The sequence below is a fragment of the Nitrospina gracilis 3/211 genome, from assembly GCF_000341545.2.
Classification (GTDB): domain Bacteria; phylum Nitrospinota; class Nitrospinia; order Nitrospinales; family Nitrospinaceae; genus Nitrospina; species Nitrospina gracilis.
In genome coordinates this window covers 287,920-309,017 of record NZ_HG422173.1, presented here as the reverse complement: position 1 = coordinate 309,017, position 21,098 = coordinate 287,920, and the positions used below count along the sequence as shown (strand labels likewise).

Genomic DNA, 21,098 nt, shown 5'->3' with positions numbered 1-21,098 from the left:
GCCGGATTTTTCGATCGATTTCGACGCGCTTGCCGCCGCCATCACCGACCGGACCAAGGCGGTCATCATCAACTCGCCGAACAACCCTACCGGCGTGGTGTACACCCGGCAGGCGATGGAAGAGCTGGCAGCATTGCTGAAGGAACAGTCGCAGAAACGCGGAAAACCGATCTACCTCATCGCCGATGATCCGTATAAAAAGATCCTGTTCGAGGGCGAACCGACGCCGAACCCCATCGAGGTGTACGAGGACAGCCTGTACATCACTTCGCACTCCAAGGACCTCGCCGTGCCCGGCGAGCGCATCGGTTACGTGGCGGTTCATCCGGACTGCGCGGATTCCGCGAACGTCGTGGCGGGGCTCATCTTCTGCAACCGGGTGCTGGGATTCGTCAACGCCCCGGCCCTGTTTCAGCGGGTGGTGAAAGAGGTCCAGCATGTGACGGTGGATGTGGACGCGTACCGCAGGCGCCGCGACCTGCTTTATTCGGAACTGACGCGCATCGGCTACGATGTGGTGAAACCGGGCGGGGCGTTTTACTTTTTCCCGAAATCGCCGCTGGAGGACGAGATGCAGTTCATCGAGATTCTGACGGCGAAAAAGGTGCTGGTGGTGCCGGGGCGGGGGTTCGGCGCGCCGGGTTATTTCCGCCTTTCGTACTGTTTCCCGGATGCGGTCATCGAGGGGGCCCTGCCGGGGCTGGAAGCGGCCTTTCGGGAGGCGCGAAACGGCTAGCCGCAGGCCGAATGAATCCAAATGCGGTTTCCGAGCATCTCACTATTTGATAGAATGATCCCATACCTAACCATCCCGGATAAACCATTCACTGGAACAGAACCATGAGTTTGACGCAAGACCAGATCAATCGATACAGCCGCCACCTGCTTCTGCCTGAGGTGGGTGTGGAAGGCCAGGAGAAAATCTGCAACTCGAAAGTGCTGTGCATCGGCACCGGAGGGTTGGGATCTCCGGTGTCCCTGTACCTCGCCGCGGCGGGCGTTGGCACCCTGGGCCTGATCGACTTCGACGTGGTGGATCAGAGCAACCTGCAACGCCAGATTGCGCATGGCGAATCCACCGTCGGCGTGCTCAAGACGGAGTCCGCCAAGGCGCGGATCAAAGACATCAATTCCGACGTGGACGTTGTCGTGTACAACGAACGCCTGACCTCCGAAAACGCCCTGCGTATTTTTCAGGACTGGGACGTGATCGTGGACGGCACCGACAACTTCCCGACGCGCTACCTGGCAAACGACGCCTGTGTTCTCCTGGACAAACCGTACGTCTACGGGTGCATCCTGCGCTTCGAGGGGCAGGTCTCCGTATTCAACCATGCAGACGGCCCGTGCTACCGGTGCCTGTACCCGGAACCGCCGCCCCCCGGCCTGGTGCCCAGTTGCGCCGAAGGCGGAGTGCTGGGCGTGCTCTGTGGCATCATCGGATGCCTGCAAACCAACGAAGCGCTCAAGATCATTCTGGGCAAGGGCGATCCCATGGGCGGACGCCTGCTCATCTTCGATTCGCTGGCTACGAAATTCCGCGAAATGAAATTGCGCCGCGACAAAAACTGCCCGATCTGCGGCGACAACCCGACGATCAAGGAACTCATCGACTACGAACAGTTCTGCGGCATCATGCCTGCGGCGGCGGAGGATGAAGAAGCCGATCGTGCGATGGAGATCGAGCCGACAGCGGTGAAGGCCATGCTCGATGCGGGTAAGAGTTTCCGTTTTATCGACGTGCGCGGTGAAGGCGAACGCCAGATCTGCCGCATCGATGCCGCCACGATGATCCCCCTCGACGTCATCGAGGAGCGGAATCCTGAAAAGCTGAACGGCCTGCAGAAAACGGACGAAATCGTGATCCATTGCAAGAGCGGCGTGCGCAGCCTCAAGGCGGCGAAAGCGCTCAAGTCGATGGGATTCGACAACGTCAAAAGCATGCGCGGCGGGATTCTGGAGTGGTCGGAGAAAATCGATACTTCGATACCGCAGTATTAATCGTTCAATTAGGCTTACCTGCAACGAGGTTCCGTTTACCGTTCTTGACATGGGCCGGCCCCCGGTTTAAGGTGCCTCTAAGCAATCAAGTTTTGTTTAGGGAAACACGTGTAATTAAGGAAAGGAGGTTTCCTTGAGTCACTCCGAGGATCCCGAACGCGATTACGAAAAGCTTTCCAAAGCCATCACCGAAGCGGTGCTGAGCTCCGAGAAAGTTAAAAAGATCGTTGCGGAAATACAGAAGCGGGAGGACATTTGCCCGCAGAGCTTCATGGTTCTGGTTCTCAAGCTTCAGACCCTGACCGAAGGTTTTGACGTGGAAGTGGAAGAGGGCTCGGAAAAACCCAAGAAGAAACCCCGCCGTTCCAAAAAGAAAGCCGCGGACACATCTCAGTTCATCGATGGCCAGCCTTTGTCGCAAAAGGAAATCGAGTTTGAGGAATTCGTCAGCGAAAACTTCGATACCGAAGAATGGCTTAAAAAGAACGGTCTCATTTTCTAAACACTTTCTTCTTCTTTTTCTTCTCACAGCCGTCTTTTCGGTTTCATTTCCACCCGGCCTGTCCTGGCCGGAGAGTTTCGAACAGAAACGCCGCCGCATGGTGAGCGAGGACCTGCGCGGGCGGGACATCACCGACCCGCGGGTGCTCGCAGTGATGGGTCGTGTTCCTCGTCACCAATTCGTGCCCGCCTCGCGGCAGCGGTTCGCTTACTCCGATTTTCCCCTTCCCATCGGCCACCGCCAGACCATTTCGCAACCGTACATCGTTGCCCTCATGACGCAGGCGCTGGAGTTGAAACCCGGCGACCGCGTGCTGGAAATCGGCACCGGTTCCGGCTACCAGGCCGCGGTACTTTCCGGACTGGCAAGCGAAGTTTATTCCATCGAGATCGTCGAACCCCTCGCCCGTGAAGCCCGCGACCGCCTGCAAAAACTGGGGTACAATAACGTTCACACCCGCCACGGCGACGGCTATCAGGGGTGGCCCCGGCATGCACCGTTCGATGCCATCATGATCACTGCAGCCGCCCCGAAGGTGCCCAAACCCTTGCTCGACCAGTTGAAGGTCGGCGGGCGCATGGTGCTCCCGGTGGAAGCCGAGGTGGCACAGAAACTGTTGCTGATCCGGAAGGATGCCGGGGGCATTTCGCAGGAGGTCATCACCGGCGTGCGTTTTGTCCCGATGACGGGCGCGGTACACAACCGGTAGTTTGAAACGGGAGGTGTGGGATGCTTCGACAACCCGCGGTGTCCGGCCGCTTTTATCCGGACCGGCCCCAGGCGTTGATCAAGGAAGTCAAAAGCCATCTGTCAGGCGACCGCACTGCCGTGCGTGCGCTGGGGGTGGTGGCGCCGCACGCGGGCTTCATGTACTCCGGTGACGTCGCGGGATCGGTGTACGAGCGCATCGAGATTCCCGAACGCATCCTTCTTATCGGACCCAACCACACGGGCCGCGGCCGGCCCGTCGCAATCCAGTCCCACGGCGCGTGGGTCATGCCCATGGGCGACGTACAGATCGACACCGAACTCGCCGCCGCCATCAGGAAACACCTGCCCGGCGTCGAGGAAGATGACGACGCGCACGAAAACGAGCATTCCCTGGAAACGCAACTGCCCTTCCTCCAGTATTTCAAACAACCCTTCAAATTCGTGCCTCTCTGCCTGAAACGGCTCAGCCTCAATGATTGCCAGAAGGTGGGCCACGCGCTGGCGCGGTCGATTGAGGAGGTGGGCGAACCGGTACTGGTGGTGGCAAGCTCGGACATGACGCATTACGAATCGCACGAAAGCGCGTCGCTCAAGGATCGCCGGGCCATTGACCGGATGCTGGATCTCGATGCCGCGGGATTGCATACCACTGTGCACAACGAGCGCATCACCATGTGCGGGGTCAATCCCGCCACCGTTATGCTGACCACGGTGCAGGACCTGGGCGCGAAACAGGCGGTGCTCAGCCGCTACATGACGTCAGGGGAGGTGAGCGGTGATATGGACAGCGTGGTGGGGTATGCCGGGGTGATCGTGACCTGACGCGGGTTCAGGGTTTTCCGCGCTGAATGATCTCGATTTCGTACTTGTCCGGGTCCTCGGTGAAGAGAAATCGCGAGCCGCTGCGGCTTTCGGTGGGGCCTTCGGTGATGGGCGCGCCGCCTTCCTTCAAACGTTTCATCCACACATCCAGGTCGTCCACCTCGAACGCAAGATGAACGAGGTCTTCGGGAACGGAGACGTTGCCGCTGTCGGGAAACGAGCACAACTCCAACTCGGCGTCGTTTTCCGGGAACTGCAGAAACACCAGCTTCGAGCCGCGCGGCGAAGTCGATTCCTCAACCACTTTCATTCCCAGCACGTCGCGATAGAATTTCAGCGACGCGTCCATGTTGGATACGCGGAACCGTGTGTGAGCGTACTTCATGCGGGCACCGGGGTGAAGTTGACATCGGGTTTGTATTTTTCGAGTTCGGCGCTCACCAGCTGCTGGTACTCGTTGAGTTTTTCCTTGTTTGTCGCCTCGAATCGGAGCACCAGCACCGGCTGCGTGTTGGATGCGCGGAGCAGGCCCCAGCCTTCATCGAACTCGATGCGCACGCCGTCGATGTCGATCACATTGTAGCGTGCGCGAAAGATTTCGGTCACTTCCTTCACCAGTTTGAATTTCAGGTCGTCGGGGCAATCGATGCGGATTTCCGGCGTGTTGTGCATGACGGGCAGGTCGGCGAGCATTTCGGAAACGGGTTGGCCGGTGTTCGCGACGATCTCCAGCATGCGGCAGGCGGCGTAGATGGCGTCGTCGAAGCCGAAGTAGGAATCGGCGAAACACATGTGGCCGCTCATCTCGCCTGCAAGCAGGGCCTTCGTCTCCTGCATCTTTTTTTTGATGAGCGAATGGCCGGCGGCGGACATGTGCGGTTGCCCGCCATGTTTCTTGATGTCCTCGAACAGGTTGCGCGAGCACTTCACCTCGCCCACCACCGCCGTGCCGGGGTGGCGTTTCAACAGGTCGCGGGCGAACAGGATGAGCAGTTGATCGCCCCACAGCAGGTTGCCCTTGTCGTCCACCACGCCGATGCGGTCGGCGTCGCCGTCGAAGCCGATGCCCAGATGCGCCTTTTCTTTTTTCACGCGGGCCATCAGGCTTTCCATGTATTTGGCCACGGTGGGATCGGGATGGTGGTTCGGAAACGTGCCGTCCGGTTCGCAGAACTGCTCGATGCTTTCCACGCCGAGGCGACGGATGAGTTCGGGGCCGACGATGCCGAAACAGCCGTTGCCTCCGTCCAGCACCACCTTGATCGGACGCCGGATTTCGATCAAGCCGGCAATGTGGTCCATGTAATCCGGCTTGATGTCCTGTTCCCGGGCGCTTCCGCTCCCGGTCTCAAAATCCTTGTTGTCGATCAGTGCCTTCAACTCCTGGATGCGCTGGCCGTACAGGCTGTGCTTTTCGAAGCTGATTTTGAACCCGTTGAATTCTGGCGGGTTGTGGCTGCCGGTGATCATCACCCCGCCATCGACGTCCAGTTTGTGAAGGGAGTAATAGGCGACCGGCGTCGGCACCATGCCGATGTCGATGACATCGCATCCGGTCGCATTCAGGGCCCGGGTCAGGATGACGCGGAACTCTTTGGAACTGGTGCGAATATCCCATCCCAGTGACAAGGTCTTTTTGTTGTGGCGCCGGAAATAGGTGCCGATGGCCTTGCCGATCAACTCGACGTTTTCGGGTGCAAGGTCCTGCTCCACCAGGCCCCGGATGTCGTATTCACGGAAGATTTGAGGGTTCATTATTTGAGGGGGAAAAGGTTGTCTGCTATATTGAACAGTTGAATGGTTTCAAGAATAGAATAATTGCGACCCGTTGGCAACGCAGGAAATGGTCAGTACGCCCGGCGAGACGCGGCCGCGGGACGCCTACTGCAGGATCATAAAATGACAGAGATTGCGATTGTGACCGGATCCAGCGGCATGGTCGGCTCCGAGGCCGTTGAGTTTCTGCTGGGTCAGGGATTTTATGTGCACGGCGTGGACAACGACATGCGTTCGGTCTATTTCGGCGAACAGGCCTCCACCGTCTGGAACGAACAGCGTATGACCCAGACTTACGACTCCTACTCCCACCACTCCGTGGACATCCGCGACCGCGCCAATATGGAGCGGTTGTTCAAGACCTATGGCAAGGACACCAAGCTCATCGTTCATTCCGCTGCGCAACCGTCGCACGACTGGGCGGCGGAGCAGGCGATGACCGACTTCACGGTCAACGCCAACGGCACGCTGGTCCTGCTGGAACTGGCCCGGCTGCATTGCCCGGATGCCGTTTTCATTTACATGTCCACCAACAAGGTGTACGGCGACCGGCCGAATTCCTTTCCCTTCGTGGAAGAAGAAACGCGCTGGGAGCTGGAAAGCAAGCATCCCTACTACGCCCACGGCATCGATGAGAGCATGAGCATCGACGAATGCATGCACAGTCTGTTCGGCGTGTCCAAACTGTCGGGCGATTTGATGGTGCAGGAATTCGGCCGCTACTTCGGAATGAAGACGGCGTGTTTCCGCGCGGGGTGCCTCACCGGATCCGCGCACTCCGGGACGGAGATGCATGGCTTTCTTTCCTACCTGATGATGTGCACCATGAAGAAAACGTCCTACAAGGTATACGGCTATCAGGGCAAGCAGGTGCGCGACAACATCCACAGCAGTGACACCGTTTCGGCGCTTTACCAGTTTTACAAGCGGCCGGGCGTGGGCAAGGTCTACAACCTGGGCGGCGGGCGCCACAGCAACTGCTCGGTGCTGGAGGCGATCCGGATGTGCGAGGAAATTTCAGGCAACAAGCTGAATTGGGAATACGTGGACACGGCCCGGGCGGGCGACCACATCTGGTGGATCAGCGACGTCACCCGCTTCAAAACCGATTATCCCGAATGGGATTACAAATACACCCTGCAACAGACCCTCCAGGAAATCCACGACGGCCTGCGCAAGCGGATTTAACGGCTAAACGGTTTCTTTTTTCAAAACGGGTTGCTGACGATGCCGCCGTCGATGGTGTAGTGCGCGCCGGTGATCCACGACGCCAGATCCGAGGCGAGGAACAGAGTGAGACCGGTGACGTCCGCCGGCACGCCGATGCGTTTGAGCGGCACTTCCTGCGCCGTGGACTGCTTGATCTCTTCAATTTTTTCTTCCTTGCTCTTGCCCGAACTTTTGGCGCCAGCCTCGGCTTCGAATTCCCAGGAACGTGTCCACACCGGGCCCGGCGCGACGGTGTTGACACGGATGCCGTCCGGAGCGAGGGTGTGGGCCAGCGACACGGTGAGGTTGGACATCCCCGCCTTCATGGCAGCGTAATGCGGGAAGATTCCGGTTGGATGGTTGCCCGCGATTGACGAGATGTTGAGGATGCAGGGAGACTTTGATTTTTTCAGCTCCGCCACCGCCAACCGGCACAGGCGAACGGCGGGCATGAGGTTGATGTCGAACGCCTCCTGCCAGTCGTCGTCGGTGAGTTCGAAGAATGTCGCCATTTTCGTGATGGAACCGACATTGTTGACCAGCACGTCGAGTCCGTCCAGCTGCTCCACCGCAAACCAGAAGAAGCGTTCCAGGTCGTCCTTCTGCATGAGGTCGGCGTACTGGAACAGGTGACCGTCGCCTTCGATTTCCTTTTCCAGCGCCTGCAGGCGTTCGGTGGTGCGGGCGCACCCGGCGACGCGCGCGCCTTCTTTTCCGAATGCCAGCGCCAGTTCGCGGCCGATGCCGTCTCCCACCCCTGTGATCAGGACTTTGCGTCCTGCCAGATTCAAATCCATGTTAGAATTCCTTTCCTGTTTTCCAGCCAGCCTTTGGAGATGTATCTGTGAATCCCCCGAACATGATCGACCAGGTTCAGGCGTCGCCGTCTTTGATATGGGTGGCGGCCACCATCTGCCTGCACATCATCAACGTGTTTGTCGGGTTGTCGCTCGGTTTTCAGAAGAAAACCCCCTCTTTAGTGCGGACGCATCTGCTGGTTTACATTGCGGTGCTGTTCGGGCTCGGTTCCTACCTCGTGATCAATGCGATTCATGGAGAAAACACGATCTGGGATTACCTCGTGGCCCTCTACTTTATCACAATCATTCCGATGAGCCGCAAATGGGATGTGGTTTTGCATGCGGGGGTGACGGTGATGGGGCTCATTTTCCTGCCGATGCTGATCCTGCTTCAGATCATTTAAGGACACACTTTCGCCGTCCACCTGGTTTTACCTTGTCGTTCAGAGGGAAAGAAGGAAAGAGGGAGGGCGCGAGAGGGCGCTCATTCCACCAGCTTGGTCTTGATGGAGATGTCTCCGTACACCTTGGTGCGGCAGGCCAGCTTGCGGTTGCCGTTGATCTTGTGGAGTTTCTCGATGAGACCGTGATCGTTCACGTGTTCCATGGGCTCGATCTCCACGAGGCAGGTACCGCAGGACCCCATGCCATGGCAGTTGGTGTATTCGTGGAGGCCCCGGTAGAGGCTGATGTCGTGGTGCTGGGCGGCTTTTCTCAGGTTGCCGCCGTAGCCGACTTTGAAGACTTTCTGTTCACCGGTTTCGGTGTCGTGAACGGTGATCTTGGGCATGGATGTTTCCTCAAAATGCCGTATTTTCGGTCAATTAACCCCAGAATGAAGGTTGTAAATTGACATGGGAAGCGGCAAAAGTCAAACAAATTCTCTCCCGCCACGCGGGAGAGAAACGGGTTAGTACGTTGACGGTGAACGATAGCCTGCGGGCGTGGCTTTGAATCGATTCTCCGTGCCCGTATCCACCCCAAGAATGGAGTTAGATTGAGTAGTTGTGGCCGGTCAGGATTTTCTTTTCCTTCAGGTAATCGACGATGCGGGTGACCGCCGTGTCTGCGTCCTTGGCGTCATTCAGGCTGAGCACGATTTCCGGCATGCCTTTCGGGTACTGGTCATCGGTGATGCGCACTTCCACCAGCGGACTCGGCTCGATCAGCAGATTGATGTTCGAGTGGTCCTCCTGGTTGAACACGTTGGAGGTGGAAATGACCACATGCCCCGCGTCGAGGAACAGCTTGGCCACCTCGCCGAAGCGGCGAACCGCTTCGCCGTCCGAAAAATACGTTTCCGCGTCCATATCGGCGCCAACACCCACCTGGATGTTGCGTCCGTCCAGCAGGTAGCTCTGGAAATTCTGGTGGAACAGCACTTCCTCCAGCTTGCCTGCCAGCGCCGCCTTGCCGGTGCCCGACTTGCCGGTGAACAGGATCATGGCGGGCAGGTGTCCGTTGCGGTAGGCGCGCATTTCAGAGGTGACGTTGCCCTTCACCCAGTGCGAGTCGCGGTAGCGCGCCTCGTTGCGCAGGCGGTCGACCTCCTCGAGCGGGGTGAAGTGGGTGATGATGCCGCCGCCGCACACGTCGTACTCGTCCACCAGCACGAAGCGGCCGGTCTCGGCGATTTCAGTGAACAGGTCGAAGGCGACGGGCCGCTTCGTGCGGAGCGTCACTTCTGCCACGTCGTTCTTGGCGATGAAATCCTGGTCCGGAAGGGTTTCCAGGGTCGAGGCGTCGATGGCTTTCTTGAACTCGACGACTTCGCAGTCCACGTTCTGCGTGGTGAGTTTCAGCTTGTAGGTTTCGCCCCGCTTCAGGTGGCGTTGCCCCATCCAGAACACGTTGGCGTCGAAGGTGGTCGTGACCACCGGAGCGTTCTTCTCGAGGCTGATGATCTCGCCTCGCTCCAGGAACAACTGCTCGGCCAGCGTGATGCCCACCGAGTGCGGCGCTTCCACCGCAGCCGGAGTGTCCGCGTTCCACGTTTCGATGCTCTTGATCACCGTGCTCTTGTTGGACGGCGAGAAGAGGACGCGGTCGCCGACCTTCGCCGTGCCCGATTCCACCCGCCCCGCGATGATGCGGCGCTGGTCGAACTTGTACACGTCCTGGATGGGCATGCGGAACGGTTTTTCCACGGTACTGACTTTTTCCTGGAACTGGTCGAGGCGTTCGAGGATGGTCGGCCCGGTGTACCACGGCATGTGTTCGGAACGCTTGGCGACGTTCTCACCTTCCTTCGCGGAAATGGGAATGAACTCGCGCACCTCGATGCCGATCGATTCCAGAAACTGCGTGTACTCGCTTTTGATCCGAAAGTACACTTCCGGGTCGTATTTCACCAGGTCCATCTTGTTGATGACCACCGCCACCTGCGTCATGCCCAACAGGCGCAGGATGTAGCCGTGCCGGCGCGACTGCTCCTGCACGCCTTCGTGGGCGTCGATCAAAAGCAGGGCGGCCTCCGCGTTGGCGGCGCCGGTGACCATGTTCTTGAGGAATTCCTTGTGGCCGGGAGCGTCGATGATGACGTACCAGCGCTTCTCGGTCTTGAAGAAAATCTGCGACGTGTCGATGGTGATGCCCTGTTCCTGCTCTTCTTCCAGTGCATCGAGCAGGAAGGCGAACTCGAACGACTTGCCCTGCTGGTCGCAGATGTTCTTAACAAAATCCAGCTTGCCGGTGGGCAGGCTGTCGGTATCGGCAAGCAGACGCCCCACGAGCGTGGATTTGCCGTGATCCACGTGTCCCACGATGACCAGCTTCATCAAGCGGCCATCCTGCGGGGTCTTGAATCCGTTGTCTCCCATATTTACATGTAACCTTTAGCCCGAAGCTTCTGCATGGCGTACGCGTTTTCCTGGTCCTGCGCGCGCCCGGAGCGTTCGGAGACGGTGGTGTTTTTCAATTCATCAATGATCTCTTTCACATTCCGCGCCTTGGACTTGATGGAGCCGGTGCAGGGGGCGCAACCGAGGGATCGGTAACGTTCTCCCTGCTCGTTGGCGAAATACAGGTCGATGATGGGGATGTTCTCCCGCTCGATGTATTCCCAGACGTTCAACTCCGTCCAGTGCAGAAGAGGATGGATGCGGATGTGAGTGCCTTCGGCGAAGGTGGTCTTGAACTGATCCCACAACTCCGGCGGCTGATCCTTGAAGTTCCATTCAAAGTTTTTATCGCGCGGCGAGAAGTAGCGCTCCTTGGCGCGGGTGCCTTCTTCGTCGCGGCGGATACCGAGGATGAGTCCGGTGAAATTGTACTCTTCCATCGTTTGTTGCAGGCCCTGGGTCTTGAGCGCTTCACAGCACACCAGGCGCCCCATTTCGTGGTTCATGCCCTCGTCGAGGGCCTTCTTGTTCTGGCCGACAATGAGGTTCAGTCCCCACTTCTTGGCGTAGTGGTCGCGGTACTCGATCATCGCCGGAATCTTGTACGAGGTGTCGATGTGCACCAGCGGGATCGGGCAGTGGCCGAAGAACGCCTTGCGGGCCAGCCAAAGCATGACAGTCGAGTCCTTGCCGATCGACCACAACATGGCCAGGTTTTTGAAATTTTTATAAGCTTCACGAAGAATGTAAATGCTCTGATCTTCGAGATCGGTCAAATGATCCATGATAAATGTACCTGTGCGGCGCGAGGGCCGGGATGGGGATGAATGATCCCACTTTATATTCTTAATTCAATCGAATCAAGGGTTTTACGCGAAAAACCGGGGGACGGACGGGGCTTTTCAGGAGAAATACCGCTCCACCATGCCGGGAAACTTGCAACGCAGGCAGTTGTTTTCGTTTCTGGTGCAGTAATCCTGGTAGATCTGCATCAATCCCTGCGTCTGCTGGTCGCTGGTCAACGGTTTCAGCATGCGCTCTTCGTTGCCCATGATGTAGTGCTTCATGAACCGGATCCACTTGTTATCGGCGGGCCGGCTTTTTGTCTGAAACAAAGAACTGAGAGCCTGCTCCAAAGGAACCGATTTGCTGGCCCGTGCGTAGATCAGGCCAATGGGAATGGCGATGTTCACCACCACTTCCCGCGACCGGTCGGGGCCCACAAGTTGTTGATTTTGCTTGAGGGGCTTGCCACCCGGCGTGTAGTGCCGCGACCAGTAGTCCGCAGCCTCCACGCAGAAAAACTGCGTCAGCCTGTTACGGGTCGGCTTAGTATACCCCGTCTCGCCGGAATTGGAAACGGCGGATTGCAGGGTGTCGAGAAAATCGGCGAACAGGCCGTTTTCCCAGTGCCGAACCAGAAGATGGCTGAGCGCGGCGATGCGCCGGTACGGGAAATTTGCCGGGCGCATTTTGCCGAATTTCCACTCGCGCGGGCTCATCAGCCGGTCTTCCCAGCGCTCCCGGAGCTTTTCCCAGTGCTTGCGCAGTCTGTTAAAAAAGATGCGTTCGGCGGGGAGAAGGTTCTCGTTTCCGGCGATTTCCTCGAAATCTATCAGCCCCGACACCCCGAACAACACCGCCTGGATGATTTCCCTGCGCTCCTCCTCGCCGGCTCGGGCGGGGAGGGTCTCGCGCAATTCCATGATCGGTACTTTTTCCGCCAGCGTGCGGAACGGCAGTTTGTTGCTGGGGTAGCCCATCGCCTCCGCCACGCCTTCGTAAAACGTCTGCTCGTAGCCCCTGGTGATGATGCGGTCGTGAAAGCGGTCCATCTTGGTGTGGATGCGTGCGTCGCCGGCGGCGTTCAACAGTTTCAGCAGTTTTTCCTCCGGCAGGCGCAACAGCGGCTGGTGGCACAGGCCGTAGTTGAACGAGTGCAGGACGGGATAGGATTCGAAATCCAGTTCCTCGTTCAGTTTCAGGATCCCGCGTTTCAGGTATTTTTTGAGTTCGAGTTCGTGGATGTGCGGACGCGACAGCTTCGGTTCCGGTGCTTTTGATTCTTCTTTGGTGCTGAACTTACGTCGGCCGCGGCCCTTCCACATGAACACGTGCAGGATGACGTTGTCGTATTCGTTGTTGCCGCTGTGGCCGTGCGCCGCCCAGTCGGAACCGAACACGTGCAGTTCCACGTCGCCTTCCAAAAGTTCGCCGCCGATGCGGATGGCGGCGCTTTTGAAGTCCGGACCGTTTCCGAAATTCCAGTAACCGGGAAAGACGACTTCGAGGGATTGACCGTCGGTGGTTTTGAGGTGGGGGGTTTTGAACAGCTGGTCGTTCCACACGCAGCGGATCACCTTCTCCGGCACCGGCGGCTCTTCCGCTTCGTTCACTTCGGTCTGCGAGTAGAGCCGGTGGAATTTCAGGTAGGCATCGGAAAAATATTCATGCGTGTTGTTTACTGGACTTCCCATGTCGTGCCCGTTTTGGTGTCTTTCAGGACCACACCCATCTTCTGCAGTTCATCCCGGCACCGGTCGGCGGTGGCGAAATCCTTCGACGACCGGGCCGCCTGCCGCTCGGCGATCAGTTGTTCGATCCTGGCGACGTCGAGGTCCTGTCCGCCGCCCTTGAGGGCGCGAATTTCGGTTTTGTATTCTTCCGGCGTGCGGTAGAACAGCCCCAGCAGTTGCCCCGCGTGGCGGAGTGTCGCCGCATCCCGGTGAAATGCGTCCCGGTCGGTGCCCTCCTCCCCCAACTGCTTGTTGAGGCGGCGCAACTCTTCCATCATGTCCGCCAGCGCCACGGCGGTGTTGAAATCGTCGTCCATCGCCTCGTCGAATTTCTTCAGCAACGGTTGAGAGCGCAGGGTGTCTTCTGCAATCTCCGCCGCGCCGCCGTTCCGGCTTCCTTGAGCGGACTCCGCCTGTGCAAAGAATTCATAAAAGCGGTCGAGGTTTTTTTCCGCGTCTTTCAGGTACTGGTCGGAAAAATCGATCGGACCGCGGTAGTGATTGGTCAGCAGGAACAGGCGCAGGACTTCCGGGTGGAATGTTTTCAGGATGTCGCGGATGGTGAAGAAGTTGCCGAGCGACTTCGACATCTTTTCCTTGTTGATGTTGACGAAGCCATTGTGCACCCAGTAGCGCACCGGCGGTTTGCCGGTGAAGCCGCAGGACTGCGCGATCTCGTTCTCGTGGTGCGGGAACACCAGGTCCTTGCCGCCGCCGTGGATGTCGAACGTCTCGCCCAGCAGCTGGTAACTCATGGCCGAGCACTCGATGTGCCAGCCGGGACGGCCGGGTCCCCACGGGCTGTCCCACGCCGGTTCGCCGGGTTTGCTTTTCTTCCACAGCGCGAAGTCCATCGGGTCTTTTTTGTGCTCGCCCGGCTCCACGCGCGCGCCCGCCTGCATGTCCTCGATGTTGCGTTTGGACAGCCTGCCGTATTCGGGGAACGCCTTGACCGAGTAGTACACGTCGCCTTCGGCGGGATAGGCCTTGCCCGCTTTCACCAGCCCCTCGATCATCTTGATCATGTCGCCGATGTGTTCGGTCGCCAGCGGTTCCGTGGTCGGCCGCTCGACGTTGAGCGCGTCCATGTCCTCGTAAAACGCGTCGATGTACTTGTGCGTCACCTCCTGCCATGGAACGTTCTGTTCGCGGGCGCGGTTGATGATCTTGTCATCGATGTCGGTGAAGTTGCGGACGTAGGTGACGTCGTACCCGGCGTGCTTCAGGTAGCGGTAGAGGGTGTCGAAGACGATGGCGGCGCGGGCGTGCCCGACGTGGCTGTAGTCGTACACGGTGACGCCGCAGACGTACATGCGCACCTTGCCCGGCGAGAGCGGGACGAACTCTTCCTTGTTGCCGGTCAGGGTGTTGAAAATGCGCAGTGTCATGCGTTCAAAGTACCATCCCGGCAGGGCAAAATCAAACCGTCCGAGGCGGGGCTCACTGGGTGGTTTTCTTGTCCGGGTTGAGACGGTGTTCGAGCTCGCGTACGTTGTTTTTCAACTGCGCGATGATGCGCTTGGCCTTGAACTTGAGGGAGGCCTCGGTCACTTCCTCGGACTTGTCGATGCCCGCGATCTGCTTGCGGATTTTGTCAAGACCGTCTTCGAGGTTCTTGCTCCGGTTTTCGCTGAAGCTCTTGGTGATCGCGTCTTTCAATCCGCCGCCGTCATAATGGCGCGTGATGGCGGTCAGCATGCGCTTCTGCGAGGAGTACTTCTTGCCCAGTTTCCAGTGCTCGATGGCGCCGTAGATTTCGGTTTCGATCTTGTCCACGATCTCGTTGTAATCCGTACCGTCCACGAGGTCGTGGATGTCCGACGGATCGGACTGCGTTTGGATCTCGAGCTTGAGCGTCTTGTCTTCGCCGGTCAGGTTGAGGAAACGCATGTTGGCCTCGACTTCCTGCGGGAACAGGCGCGGGTGCCAGAAGCCCATCTTGTAGTCCTGGCTCTTGACCACCGGCAGGTCGAACTGGCCGTTATCATCGGTCTCCGCAACGTAGCCGTTGGGGGCGACAAACAGCGTGCCCACCATGTCCTTGTGCATGTTGCAGCGCAATACCACCGGGCCGGGGGTATCGAACGTGATCTGCTTCTGCACGCCGCCCGACATCGCGCCCAGGTTGAACTGGTTGCCGCTGGATTTCGAATAGATGTTGTGCACCTCGAAATCCTCGTTCATGAAGGTCACCGTGGAGCCGACCATCACCACCGAGTGCCCCGGCAGGAACTGTTTGGACTTCTGGGTGATGGTGATGTTCTGCGTCGGCTGGTCAGGAACCTTCAGCTTGTTGGTGGTCTCAAGATACACCACGCCTCGTTTGCCGGAAGGTTCGCCGTTGACGAGCACCTGTCCGTTGAGATGGGTGACGGTTTTCACGATGTTGGAACCGGAGCCTTCCATGTTGTGGTCGGAGCCTTCGGACGGTTTGGTTTCCTGCGGCTCGTGTTTGGCATGTTCCTCGCCCTTCCCGTGTTTGTGATCGGCGTGCTCGTCGTGATCGTGAGCCTTGTCCTTACCCGTTTCTTTCAGCTTGGCTTCCTTCATGCTGGTTTTGTTTTTCAGGCCCATGGCGGTGAGGAACTGGACAACGAAGGGTTTCTCGAACTGCTTGTCCAGCTCGATGGCGCGGATGAAATGCGGCGCGGCGTCTTCAAACTTTTTTTGCAGGCTGCGGACGACGGCGAGGTTGAAATGCGCCTGTGCGAAGTCTTCCTTGAGCTCCAGCGATTTCATGTAGCTTGTTTCTTCGTTGGCGTAATCTTTTTTCAGGCCGTACGCCTTGCCCAGGTAATTCCATGCCAGGTGGTTGTCGGGATCCAGCGCCACGGTTTCTTTGAACAGTTCCAGCGCGCCATCGGCGTTTTTACCGAACAGCCGCGCCATGCCCCAGTTGAGGGTGATCTCGGCGTCATTCGGGGCCAGTTCGTGTGCGCGTTTGAACTTGCGGTCGGCGCCCGCGTATTTTTCCGCCATGCGCATCGACGTGCCCCACAGGGAATACACTTCCGGCGCGTTGGGGCTGATCTTCGAGGCTTTTTCAAACTCGAGGTCGGCGTGGTTGAACATGCCTTTTTCCGAATACTCGATGCCCTTGGAGATGTGCTCCAGGGTCTGACGCGGCAGGTCCTTGCCCGTCGGGGTTTTGGGGCGCGCCTCGCGCAGTTCCTTTTCCAGATCGATCCCCGTGGCCGGGTCGATTTTGGGTTCGGTCACCGCCTCGGCGACCAGGTTGTCCTCCAGTGTGGGTTCCTGTTTCGGCACCGCCTGCTCGACTTCTTCCGGAGCCGGGGCGAGGGTAGACATGGTATCAACGGGAGCGGGCGGTTCGGGCTCCGTGGTGCTGGCGGGGATGGCCTGGAACTGGTTGTAAGGTTCGAGGTTGGCCGCGGGGGTGGACAACTCCGTGAACGTCCAGACGACGAGGCCCGCGGCGACCACACCCAGCACCGGACCGGTCCACGATTTCTTATGCGATTGTTTTGAAGAAGAACCCATGAAAAGCACCCACCTTGCAGGAATGTAAAAATAATAGAGAAGGGCCGTCGCCCGGCGAAGACCCGGTCCCGCCTTCCCGGACCTTTCGGGTCCGGGGTGTTTTATTCAGAATTCGTCACGTGCCGCTAAAGTTCCGAACGCAATCTCGGGATGGGAAGCTTGAACACATCCTTGTTGGGATAATCGTCCATCGTCACGGGCTTGGAGGTTTTGGGAGTGCCTCCCACCACCTTGGACGCGAAAGAGGAAAATTTGTACCTCACGTTACCGGAGCCGCACAGGTCGCACACCGTTTCCTCCTTGTTCGCGGAGGCGGATTGCAAAAGAGTGAATTCCTGTTCACAGGTTTCGCAGAAGTACTCGTAAAGAGGCATAATTCGTTGAAACTTGGACTCGAAAACAATGGTTGCAAAGTGATGAATATTAGGATTTAATCATAGCGGCAAATGGCCTGTCAATCGGATTTTCCAGCCTGTTGGCGTCCGTCCAAGCCTGATCCCGGGCCGTCGGCACCCCGATCCGCGCAATCCCGAATCCCACGTTTGGTTGAATGAAAAAGCTGACCGCCAAGTCTCTGGTTAAAACATCCCTGCAACAAAGTCTGAAGGGGAAGTCCGGCTACCTGACCGACCGCGAGATCGAGCTGGCGTACCATCAGGGCATCATCCACACCCCGCGCACGCTGTACGACAGCCAGATCCAGCCTGTCAGCCTGGACCTGCGCCTGGGGCAGAAGGCGTACCGCATCCAGAGCAGTTTCCTGCCGGAAAACGAAACCGTCGAGAAAAAGCTCAAGGACCTGAAGTTGTACGAGGTGGACCTGCGCGACGGGGGCATCCTGGAAAAGGGGGCGATCTACCTGATCCCCCTGCTGGAGGAACTGGACCTGCCCGCCACCCTGTTCGGGTGTACCAACCCGAAAAGCTCGACGGGGCGGCTCGACATGTTCACCCGCGTCATCATCGACCGCGGCCACCGTTTCGACGAGATTGCGCCGGGCTACAAGGGCAAGCTGTACCTGGAGGTATTGTCGCGCTCGTTTCCGGTGCGCGTGCAGGAGGGCATCTCCCTCAACCAGTTGCGGCTCAAGCAGGGCAACGCGGAGATCACCGACCGCCAGCTGCAGACACTGTATAAGAAGAAACCGATTCTCTATCATAAAAACGGAGGGGCGGTGGACTGGGACAAGGTGAAGGCCGACGACGGCCTGTTCATCAGCGTCGACCTGCAGGGCGCGAACCGCAAGAACTCCATCGTCGCTTACAAGGCCAAGGCCAACAGTCAGGTGGTCGATCTCAGCAAGACCAATCACTACCAGGCGGATGATTTTTGGGAGCCGGTGTATTACTCTAAAAAGCACCGGCTCATTCTGGAGCCGGAGAGCTTTTACATCATGATGTCGAAGGAGAAGATCTGCATCTGGCCGGACCTCGTCTCCGAGATGGTGGCGTACGAGCCCAACAGCGGCGAATTGCGCACGCATTACGCGGGCTTCTTCGATCCCGGTTTCGGCTGGCACCCGGGCAAGGGCGCGAAAAGCCAGGGCACCCGCGCCGTCATGGAAGTGCGGCCGCACGACGTGCCGTTCATGATCGAAGACGGCCAGACGTTCTGCCGGATGAAGTTCGAGAGGATCATTTCCGAACCCACGCGACTGTACGGCAAGCAGTTGCAGTCGCACTATCACACGCAGGAACTTTCGTTGAGCAAGTATTTCAAGAATTGACTGGAAGCGGATAACGTGGAACGCGAAAAAATCAAAGCCATCATAGAGAACCTGCTTCTGGCCTCCGACGCGCCTTTGTCGCCGGAGACGCTTCAGCAGGTGCTGGCCGACGGAACCACCGCCGACGCCGTGCGCGACATCCTGGAAGAGTTGCGCGCCGACTACGAGGACCGCAGTCTGCAGATCGTTGAGGTGGCGGAAGGGTACCAGATCGGCACGCGGCCGGATTACTTCGAGTGGATCCGTCGCATGCTGAAGCTCGACAAAACGTTCCGCCTGTCGCAACCGGCGCTCGACACGCTGTCGATCATCGCCTACAAACAGCCGCTCACCCGCGCCGAGGTGGAGGAAATCCGCGGCGTCGATTCCAGCGGCGTGGTCAAAACCCTGCTGGAGAAAAAGATCATCGCCCCCGGCGGACGCAAGGACGTGCCGGGCAAGCCGATCATGTACAAGACCACGAAAAAATTTCTCGAATACTTCGGCCTGCGCGACCTGAGCGAACTGCCGACGCTGGAAGATTTCAGCGAAGAGATCGAAGGCGAGGACACGCCGCAGCAGGGTGAGTTGTCCTTTGGTTCCGGCGGTGGAGAAAATGGCTCCACTCCATCCGGAGACAGTGACGCCGATACCGAATCCGCCGCGACGGTTGACAGTGCGTCGGCGGATCCGGCAGAACCGCCGGTCGACAACGACCCCCAGGCCTGAGCGCAACCCTCTATAAGGATGCCCCGTCATGGCCATGCGTTTGCAGAAAATCATTGCCCAGTCCGGTGTGGCTTCACGCCGCGAGGCGGAGCGCTACATCGAAGAAGGTAAAGTCTCCGTCAACGGCATGGTCGTCACCAAGCAGGGCACGCTGGCTGATCCGGGCGCCGACCTCATTCACGTCAACGGCCGCCTCATTCCCCCACCGAAGGAAAAGACCTACATTCTCGTCAACAAGCCGCGCGGCTGCGTCACCACCACGAAAGACGAGAAGGACCGTCCGACGGTGATGGACCTGCTCAAGAAAATCCGCGTGCGCGTGTTTCCCGTCGGCCGCCTCGACTACAACACCGAGGGCGTTCTGCTGGTCACCAACGACGGCGAGATGGCGGATCAACTGCTCGATCCGAAAAATAAAATTCCGCGCACGTACCACGTGAAAGTCAGCGGCATTCCCACTGAAAAAACGCTGCGTAAACTGGAAAGAGGGGTGACGCTGGACGGCCGTCCCACGCTTCCCCTGAAGGCAAGTCTGCACCGCATCACGGGCAAAAACAGCTTTCTTGAATTACAATTGATCGAGGGCAAGAAGCACCACATCCGGCGTATCTGCGAGCTGGTGGGGCACGCGGTGATCAAGATCACGCGCATTGAGTTCGGGCCGTTGACCAACGACCAACTGCCGCCCGGCACGTTCCGCCCGCTGACCATTGCCGAAGTGAAGGCGCTTCGCCGGCTGGTGGCGAAAAAGAAATCGGAATCGAAACCGGAAACGCCGGCGCGGCCCGCTTCGCGAACGAAGACGCCGCGGACGAAATCCGCCAGGAGCGCAAACCGGAGAACCGGTCCGCCTGCGGTGAAATCGACGAAACGCACAAAACCCGCCCCCACCGGGAGGCGAAGAGGAAAGACATCGTGAACCCGTTTGGCGCATTCAAACACGCATGGATTTTGATATTGATGACGTGTGTTTTTGCCTGGGCTTGCTCCCCGGCCCACGCGCAGGACGTGGTGGACATTCCATCGATGGGTTACGAGGCGTTCGGCGACGCGGCGGTTCATAACGAGAATTACGTGGCCGGTCGCGACCGTGCGGTGAGGGAAGCTTTCCGCAATTCGCTCGATGAAGCTTTGCGGGACATGCTCGGCGCGACGGTATACAACCAGAATAAAAGCGCCCTCAAAAGCATGTACTCCAATCCGGAAGCGTACATTCAAAGTTACCGCTACCTGGAGGCCACTGACGATCTCATCGAGAAAGTCAGCCGCGTGAAGCTGGAGGTGATGTTTTTCAAGGAAGCGCTCAACAAGGAACTGAACACCCGCGGTGTGCTGGCGGCGCTGGTGAAACCGCGCACGGTACTGGTCCTGCTTAAAGAAAAGAGCCTCACCGCCGATACGGTTTACAGCTTCTGGGAGGCGATGCCCATCGCCGAGGTTTCCATGTATAAACACCTTGTGGCGAGGGACATCCAGGCCATCAAGCGTGAGAGCGTGCGCGACAAGATTCCGGAAACGCTGGTCCTGCGTGCGGTGAACGGCGACCTGCAGGCTTCGGTGGAGGTCGGGCTGAAAGCCGCCGCCGACGTGGTGGTGCTGGGTACGGCGCGGTCCACTCTGGTGAACGAAGACGCGGGCACCGGCACCAAAACCATTCAGGCAAACCTCAACGTGCGCGCCGTCTCCGCAACGCAGGGTGTGCTGATCGCCGCCAAAAGTGAGATTGCCACCGTCAAGGTGGAAAAGGATTTCGACGGCGAGCTGAAAGCGTTCGAGAAAGTCAGCGAAAACATGGTGCGGTTTCTGGCGGACGCGCTGAGCCGGTACTGGGGACCGGACAAAAAGAAAGTGGTTCAGCAGCAGGAGGACAACGATTTGCCTCCAGGCGATGAATTGGGCGGAGACGAAGAGCCGCCTCCTGTAGAGCCGCCGCCGACCCAACAGATCCCTTCCAACTTGCCGCCCATGATGGGCGACCTGTGATCG

At 58.5% G+C, this 21,098-nt stretch carries 21 protein-coding genes; 11 read left to right on the top strand and 10 right to left on the bottom strand.

The features are described from left to right. The 5 genes from TX82_RS15570 to amrB form a co-directional block, all read left to right on the top strand. Nucleotides 1-736 (top strand): aminotransferase class I/II-fold pyridoxal phosphate-dependent enzyme (locus TX82_RS15570; RefSeq protein WP_042250269.1); only part of this gene is annotated, 736 nt, incomplete at its 5' end. A gap of 104 nt (nt 737-840) precedes the next feature. Further along, a complete protein-coding gene (gene moeB, locus TX82_RS01450; protein WP_005005500.1) occupies nt 841-2,001 on the top strand; it encodes a molybdopterin-synthase adenylyltransferase MoeB in 1,161 nt (386 codons plus the stop codon). Nucleotides 2,002-2,134: 133 nt separating this feature from the next. Beyond that, nucleotides 2,135-2,503, top strand: a complete 369-nt coding sequence (locus TX82_RS01445; RefSeq protein ID WP_005005494.1) for a hypothetical protein — start codon at nt 2,135-2,137, stop codon at nt 2,501-2,503. Between the two features lie 58 nt (nt 2,504-2,561). Then, nucleotides 2,562-3,212: a protein-L-isoaspartate(D-aspartate) O-methyltransferase gene (locus TX82_RS01440; RefSeq protein ID WP_349293310.1), complete on the top strand. Its 651-nt coding sequence runs from the start codon at nt 2,562-2,564 to the stop codon at nt 3,210-3,212. A 20-nt stretch (nt 3,213-3,232) separates the two neighbouring features. Beyond that, complete coding sequence (gene amrB, locus TX82_RS01435; protein ID WP_005005490.1) at nt 3,233-4,036, top strand: AmmeMemoRadiSam system protein B; 804 nt, start codon at nt 3,233-3,235, stop codon at nt 4,034-4,036. Between the two features lie 7 nt (nt 4,037-4,043). On the opposite strand, the gene TX82_RS01430 is transcribed toward amrB, so the two are convergent. Beyond that, the gene (locus tag TX82_RS01430) at nt 4,044-4,421 is read right to left on the bottom strand and encodes a VOC family protein (RefSeq protein WP_005005487.1); all 378 of its coding nucleotides are present in this window, start codon (nt 4,419-4,421) and stop codon (nt 4,044-4,046) included. Further along, the gene (locus TX82_RS01425) at nt 4,418-5,791 is read right to left on the bottom strand and encodes a phosphomannomutase/phosphoglucomutase (protein ID WP_005005486.1); all 1,374 of its coding nucleotides are present in this window, start codon (nt 5,789-5,791) and stop codon (nt 4,418-4,420) included. Before TX82_RS01425 ends, TX82_RS01430 begins: the two co-directional genes overlap by 4 nt. Nucleotides 5,792-5,935: 144 nt before the next feature. On the opposite strand from TX82_RS01425, the gene TX82_RS01420 reads away from it, so the two are divergent. Beyond that, the gene (locus TX82_RS01420) at nt 5,936-7,000 is read left to right on the top strand and encodes an NAD-dependent epimerase/dehydratase family protein (RefSeq protein ID WP_005005483.1); all 1,065 of its coding nucleotides are present in this window, start codon (nt 5,936-5,938) and stop codon (nt 6,998-7,000) included. Nucleotides 7,001-7,020: 20 nt separating this feature from the next. Here the strand turns inward: TX82_RS01420 and TX82_RS01415 are convergent, their stop codons facing one another. Then, the gene (locus tag TX82_RS01415; protein ID WP_005005482.1) at nt 7,021-7,818 is read right to left on the bottom strand and encodes an SDR family NAD(P)-dependent oxidoreductase; all 798 of its coding nucleotides are present in this window, start codon (nt 7,816-7,818) and stop codon (nt 7,021-7,023) included. 47 nt (nt 7,819-7,865) lie between these two features. On the opposite strand from TX82_RS01415, the gene TX82_RS01410 reads away from it, so the two are divergent. Continuing rightward, the gene (locus tag TX82_RS01410; RefSeq protein ID WP_237100533.1) at nt 7,866-8,225 is read left to right on the top strand and encodes a hypothetical protein; all 360 of its coding nucleotides are present in this window, start codon (nt 7,866-7,868) and stop codon (nt 8,223-8,225) included. An 80-nt stretch (nt 8,226-8,305) separates the two neighbouring features. On the opposite strand, the gene TX82_RS01405 is transcribed toward TX82_RS01410, so the two are convergent. From TX82_RS01405 to TX82_RS01375, 7 genes are all read right to left on the bottom strand, one after another. Then, complete coding sequence (locus TX82_RS01405) at nt 8,306-8,611, bottom strand: 2Fe-2S iron-sulfur cluster-binding protein (protein WP_005005479.1); 306 nt, start codon at nt 8,609-8,611, stop codon at nt 8,306-8,308. Between the two features lie 202 nt (nt 8,612-8,813). Next, nucleotides 8,814-10,640 (bottom strand): GTP-binding protein, encoded by a 1,827-nt coding sequence (locus TX82_RS01400; protein WP_005005476.1) that lies wholly within the window; start codon nt 10,638-10,640, stop codon nt 8,814-8,816. 2 nt (nt 10,641-10,642) lie between these two features. Beyond that, nucleotides 10,643-11,446 carry a sulfate adenylyltransferase subunit CysD gene (cysD, locus tag TX82_RS01395; RefSeq protein WP_005005473.1) on the bottom strand — a complete coding sequence of 268 codons (804 nt, stop codon included), beginning with the start codon at nt 11,444-11,446 and terminating at the stop codon, nt 10,643-10,645. 117 nt (nt 11,447-11,563) lie between these two features. Then, on the bottom strand, nt 11,564-13,138 hold the full coding sequence (locus TX82_RS01390) for a DUF2851 family protein (protein WP_005005471.1): 1,575 nt from the start codon (nt 13,136-13,138) through the stop codon (nt 11,564-11,566). After that, nucleotides 13,123-14,565 (bottom strand): cysteine--tRNA ligase, encoded by a 1,443-nt coding sequence (gene cysS / locus TX82_RS01385; RefSeq protein WP_005005469.1) that lies wholly within the window; start codon nt 14,563-14,565, stop codon nt 13,123-13,125. The genes TX82_RS01390 and cysS overlap by 16 nt, the downstream gene beginning before the upstream one ends. A 52-nt stretch (nt 14,566-14,617) precedes the next feature. After that, nucleotides 14,618-16,678 carry a tetratricopeptide repeat protein gene (locus TX82_RS14895; RefSeq protein ID WP_005005467.1) on the bottom strand — a complete coding sequence of 687 codons (2,061 nt, stop codon included), beginning with the start codon at nt 16,676-16,678 and terminating at the stop codon, nt 14,618-14,620. Between the two features lie 125 nt (nt 16,679-16,803). Then, the gene (locus tag TX82_RS01375; protein WP_005005465.1) at nt 16,804-17,052 is read right to left on the bottom strand and encodes an FmdB family zinc ribbon protein; all 249 of its coding nucleotides are present in this window, start codon (nt 17,050-17,052) and stop codon (nt 16,804-16,806) included. A 176-nt stretch (nt 17,053-17,228) separates the two neighbouring features. On the opposite strand from TX82_RS01375, the gene TX82_RS01370 reads away from it, so the two are divergent. From TX82_RS01370 to TX82_RS01355, 4 genes are read left to right on the top strand one after another with little or no spacing between them, the layout of a single operon-like run. Next, on the top strand, nt 17,229-18,404 hold the full coding sequence (locus TX82_RS01370) for a 2'-deoxycytidine 5'-triphosphate deaminase (RefSeq protein ID WP_005005463.1): 1,176 nt from the start codon (nt 17,229-17,231) through the stop codon (nt 18,402-18,404). A 15-nt stretch (nt 18,405-18,419) separates the two neighbouring features. Next, complete coding sequence (scpB, locus tag TX82_RS01365; protein WP_005005460.1) at nt 18,420-19,112, top strand: SMC-Scp complex subunit ScpB; 693 nt, start codon at nt 18,420-18,422, stop codon at nt 19,110-19,112. A gap of 28 nt (nt 19,113-19,140) precedes the next feature. Further along, the gene (locus tag TX82_RS01360) at nt 19,141-20,031 is read left to right on the top strand and encodes a pseudouridine synthase (RefSeq protein WP_005005457.1); all 891 of its coding nucleotides are present in this window, start codon (nt 19,141-19,143) and stop codon (nt 20,029-20,031) included. Further along, nucleotides 20,028-21,095: a hypothetical protein gene (locus TX82_RS01355; RefSeq protein ID WP_005005454.1), complete on the top strand. Its 1,068-nt coding sequence runs from the start codon at nt 20,028-20,030 to the stop codon at nt 21,093-21,095. Before TX82_RS01360 ends, TX82_RS01355 begins: the two co-directional genes overlap by 4 nt. Nucleotides 21,096-21,098 lie beyond the last annotated feature (3 nt).